This is a genomic window from Haladaptatus sp., assembly GCF_049589095.1.
In the GTDB taxonomy this organism is placed as follows: Archaea; Halobacteriota; Halobacteria; order Halobacteriales; family Haladaptataceae; genus Haladaptatus.
Genome location: NZ_JBAWAC010000249.1, coordinates 1 through 4,182 on the forward strand (window position 1 = coordinate 1; position 4,182 = coordinate 4,182).

General features: G+C 61.7%; 4 protein-coding genes and 1 pseudogene. 4 read left to right on the forward strand and 1 reads right to left on the reverse strand.

All coding sequences use genetic code 11. The annotated features are described in order from the left end of the window. Positions 1-459 (forward strand): annotated as a pseudogene (locus tag WBV42_RS08140) (hypothetical protein); the annotation flags it as partial. A gap of 137 nt (positions 460-596) precedes the next feature. Next, positions 597-1,331 (forward strand): ArsR/SmtB family transcription factor, encoded by a 735-nt coding sequence (locus WBV42_RS08145; protein ID WP_423985586.1) that lies wholly within the window; start codon positions 597-599, stop codon positions 1,329-1,331. A gap of 122 nt (positions 1,332-1,453) precedes the next feature. Here the strand turns inward: WBV42_RS08145 and WBV42_RS08150 are convergent, their stop codons facing one another. Next, the gene (locus tag WBV42_RS08150; protein ID WP_423985583.1) at positions 1,454-1,927 is read right to left on the reverse strand and encodes a hypothetical protein; all 474 of its coding nucleotides are present in this window, start codon (positions 1,925-1,927) and stop codon (positions 1,454-1,456) included. Between the two features lie 81 nt (positions 1,928-2,008). Between WBV42_RS08150 and gatD the strand changes: the two genes are divergently transcribed. Next, entirely contained in the window at positions 2,009-3,256 is a 1,248-nt protein-coding gene (gene gatD / locus WBV42_RS08155) for a Glu-tRNA(Gln) amidotransferase subunit GatD (protein WP_423985584.1), read from the forward strand. Continuing rightward, positions 3,247-4,161, forward strand: coding sequence for an N-acetyltransferase family protein (locus tag WBV42_RS08160; protein ID WP_423985585.1), 915 nt, complete (start codon positions 3,247-3,249; stop codon positions 4,159-4,161). Before gatD ends, WBV42_RS08160 begins: the two co-directional genes overlap by 10 nt. The last annotated feature ends 21 nt before the right edge of the window (positions 4,162-4,182 follow it).

Consider the following 4,182-nt stretch of genomic DNA (forward strand, 5'->3'; position numbering starts at 1 on the left):
GATAGGAAGCAAACGCTCGTCACGAAGTATAAAAACGACCGTATTAGCCAACTCAAATATCAATCCGAGATGAGCAGGCTGATCGGCGAAATCAGTTCGCTCCAACACTCCATCAAGGCGACACACCCCCGGGCCGTCACCGTCGGAGCACGGGTGAACAAGTTGAACAAACTGGACAAGCAGACGAAAACAGCAGGGGGTCCCGAAGCAAGGGAGATCGCCAAATCGATGCACGGCGTCACTTTCGACGAGGAGGATTCGATCCCCGGAGGGGACTCGAACAACACCACGCAGGGGACCGATACGGGAACGCAGATCGGCGCAGGGAATGGAAGTCTCAGCGGGAACCACACGGTCAACACTAACGGAACGGTCGGCACCGGAAGTGGGTCTATCAGCGTTGGAAAAGGAAACGGACGAAGCAACGGGAATGGAAACAAGGGCGGGCAGGGACACTGAAGCGGGAACTGAAACGGAGTCGTAAAACGACCGCTGGATCGAGGAAATCGGACGCAATACCCTATATTTCACCTGAAATCGGCGTTTACTACCGAGAGACACCCTTTTCCGTTCGGGTTGCCAAGATGAAGACGCGAATGGACTCCGCCGCGTTGCTCGATATACTCGGAAATGAAAACCGACGGCGTATCCTGCGGCTCCTCTCACACAAGCCTTGCTACGTGACCGAGATCAGCGATTATCTCGGCGTCAGTCCGAAGGCGGTCATCGACCACCTTCGGAAACTGGAGGAGGCAGGACTAGTCGAAAGTCGGACTGACGACCAGCGTCGCAAATACTTCAACATCTCACGGAACCTCCGACTCGAAGTGGACGTCTCTCCCTACGAGTTCGGAATGAAGAGCGCGTATCCCGCGAGCGCCAACCTCGACGTGAGTTCGTGCCAGTATCTCTCCTTGAACGTCAAATACCTCAATGAGCGAGTCGAAGACGAGGACGACGAAGACGGCGAGGACGACGAAGACGGCGAGGGCGTCGAGCAGATGAGCGACTCGGAGGCGAGCAAGATCGCCGACCTCGCCACCGAGCTCAACAGTTTGGAGGAGTTAAAGAGCGAGTTATCGCTCGCACAACGGTGGGTGCACGGACGGATGACGAGTGTCCTCGACTCGCTGAGCGACGCGGTGGACGGCAACGGCGAAAATCGGATTCGCGCGGAGATTTTGGCCGCGCTCGCCGCCGGTTCGGAGACCACCCGTGAGATCAGTCGAGAGGCGAACGCGCCGGAACACATCGTTGAGAACCACCTCGGGAGCATGGCGGAACGCGGAGTCGTGGAACAGGACGGCGAAAGCTGGACGCTGTCCGGATAACGGATCGGATTCTACGCACGGACATCTAAGGAACCATTCCCGACGAGTGCACACTCCGTCGTATGGAATCACGAACCGGGTACGAGTGACGCGACGAAAACGAGTAACAGGGAATCGACCGACTACAGGTCCTTGGTCAGGCCATCGCGCAGGTCGCCGCCGAAGTACGCGCCGAGACCCCCGGCGACGAGACCGGCAACGAGACCGATGGCGAAGATGGGGAACCCGGCGACCGAGAGTGCGACGATGTTCTTGAGCGCGAAGACGACGCCGCCAGCGACTCCACCGGCGACCGCCGTCTCCGCGATCTTCGAGTCGCTCGTCACTGCTCCGAGGACGAACGAGACGGCGAACATGGCGACGAGGCCAGCCACGCTACCGAGGATCGGGATGACGCCGCCGAAGAACATCGCCACGCCGAGGAGGAGCGTCGCGACGCCGAAGTAGCGAACCGAGAACAGGTTCCCAGCGCGCTTTTTCGCTCGGCTCGTGTAGCTCTCAGTGCTCGTCTCCTCGGTCCTCTCCCCGCCGTCGATGTCGTTGAGGAGGTCTGAGACATCGGTATCGGTTTCGCGCGTCCGAGTGCGCTGAGTCATGTTTCCGAATTGACGCCGTTAGGTAATGTGCCTTTCCCCGAAACGAGTGGATTGAAGTCGAACGCCGCGCTACCCCGAGATATGAATCCGGGAGACCGCGTTCGCGTCGAGCGAGCGGACGAAACCTACGAGGGAGTTTTGCTTCCATCCACGACGGCGGCGAACCTCGTCGTCAAACTCGATGGTGGCTACAACGTCGGTATCGACCGCGGCGACGCGACCGTCGATGTGCTCGAATCGGGAGTGTACGACATCGAAGACACGGAATCTGACGACTCGTCGGTCGTGGAGTTCGACCCCGACCTGCCGACGATTTCGCTCATCAGTACCGGCGGAACCATCGCCTCGACGGTCGACTACCGAACCGGCGCGGTGACGGCCCAGTTCGACGCCAAAGACGTGCTTCGTGCGGTCCCCGACCTCGCCGGACGGGCGAACTACCGCGGCCGCGTCGTGGCCAACATCCTCTCCGAAAACATGACGCCCGACGTGTGGCAGAAGTTGGCCCACGCGGTGTACGAGGAGATCGAGAACGGGGCGGACGGCGTCGTCGTCATGCACGGGACGGACACGATGCAGTTCAGCGCATCCGCCCTCTCGTTCATGCTCGACACGCCGGTTCCCATCGTGTTCACCGGCAGTCAGCGCTCGGCCGACCGACCGTCCTCGGACAACGTGATGAACGCGGTCTGTTCGGTCGAGGCCGCGAAAGCCGACTGTGCGGAAGTGCTCGTCTGCATGCACGGGAGCGAAAGCGACGACGTGTGTTCGCTTCACCGCGGCACGCGCGTCCGGAAGAACCACACCTCTCGCCGGGACGCCTTCGAAACCATCGGCGCGAAACCGCTCGGGGAAGTGGACTACAGCACCGATGACGTCACGGTCCGTTTCCGACGGGACTACGACGAACGCGGCGCACAGCAACTGGCGCTCGACGACGACATCGAAAGCGAAGTCGAACTCATCAAGTTCACGCCGGGCATGACCGTCGATTCGCTCGATTACGCCGAAGGCAAGGCCGGACTCGTCCTCGAAGGAACCGGATTGGGCCACGTCCACTCGGAGTGGGTCGACCGAATCGGCGAACTCGTGGACGACGGAACGACCGTCGTCATGACCAGCCAATGTATCGGCGGGCGCGTCTGTGATCGCGTGTACGACACGGGCCGCGACTTGCTCGATGCGGGTATCGTGGAGGGCGAGGACATGCTCCCCGGAACGGCGAAGGTGAAACTGATGTGGGCGCTCGCGAACAGCGATACGCCCGAGAAGACCATGCGGACGCCAATCGCGGGCGAGATCACCGAGCGGTCGGTGCCATGGGAGTAAGCTGCATCGAACTCCGTGAGGCCACGCACGACGATTACGATGACGTCGTGGCGTTCACGGAGGACACGTGGTCCGACCGGGACAGCAGCGACTACATTCCACACGTCTACCACGACTGGATAGACGGCGACGACCGTTACACCGTGGTCGCCGACGCCGGGGACGCCATCGCCGGAATCGTCCAGTGTGTCATGCTCTCCGAGTGGGAAGCGTGGGGACAGGGAATGCGTGTCAACCCCGACTTCCGTGGCCAAGGCATCGCAAACCGCATGACGAGCGAACTGTTCGGCTGGGCACGCGAGCAGGGTGCGACCACGCTCCGCAACATGGTCTTCTCGTGGAACATCGCGGGACTCGGGCAGTCACGGGCGACCGGATACGAGCCGATTACCGAATTCCGGTGGGCCTACCCCCAACCCGACGCGAACGCCGACCCGGCCATGACGGTGACCGCCGACCCGGACGCCGCGTGGGGATACTGGACCAAAAGCGACGCGCGGTCACACCTTCAGGGCCTCGCCCTCGACTTCGAGGAATCGTGGGCGCTCTCGGAACTGACCCGCGACGACCTCGAACGCAGTGCCGAAAACGACGAACTGCTCGTCGTGCAGGAGAACGGAACGCGCGGACTCGCTAGCTTCTTCCGGGAGGAAGAGCGGAAAAACGAGGACGGCGAACCTGAATTGTGGATCGAGTATGCCATCAGCGCGTGGGCGGACGCCGACGCCGCCCGGTCGCTGTTCGCCGCGATGGCCCGCGACGCCGCAGCGCGTGGCGCGGACAGAATCCGAACGCTCATCCCCGAGACGCCGCGGTTCGTAAGCGACACGGCCTACTGCCGCGTAGAAGTCGATGGGGAACCGGACTTCGTGATGGGAATGGATCTGACCAAGGACTACCGCTGATCGACCGCACCGGCTATTTTC